The organism is Streptomyces sp. ADMS (genome assembly GCF_033441795.1).
Lineage (GTDB): Bacteria > Actinomycetota > Actinomycetes > Streptomycetales > Streptomycetaceae > Streptomyces.
In genome coordinates this window covers 1-327 of sequence record NZ_JAVFVX010000500.1, presented here as the reverse complement: position 1 = coordinate 327, position 327 = coordinate 1, and the positions used below count along the sequence as shown (strand labels likewise).

The following is a 327-nucleotide window of genomic DNA, read 5'->3' as shown; positions in this document are numbered from 1 at the left end:
CCCTCACCCGGTCCGGCCATGTGCCGGCCTTCTACGACCTGGACCGGATCACCAGTTCGGCGGTGGCCCTGCGGGTCGCGCAGGCCGAGAGCCGCACGGCCTTGCAGGCGATCAGCCACGTGATAGAGGCTCGTGAAGCCTCCGTGACCGCGGACCGGGAACCGGCGCTCCGCCTGGCCCAGGCCGCTGTCGCCCGCTCGGCGCACGCACCACGCGCCCTGGGCCAACCACCGGACCAGCCCGCCCCGTCGGCCGCTGTCGGCCCGACGGTGGCCGCGACCGGGCCACGCCGCTAACCGGTTACTCCGCGTCTTCGTCGCGGTGGGC

General features: G+C 74.9%; 1 pseudogene. It reads left to right on the top strand.

Going from position 1 to position 327, the window contains the following annotated elements:
- Window positions 1–296, top strand: a pseudogene (locus tag RB628_RS41740) (hypothetical protein); the annotation flags it as partial.
- Between the last annotated feature and the right edge of the window lie 31 nt (window positions 297–327).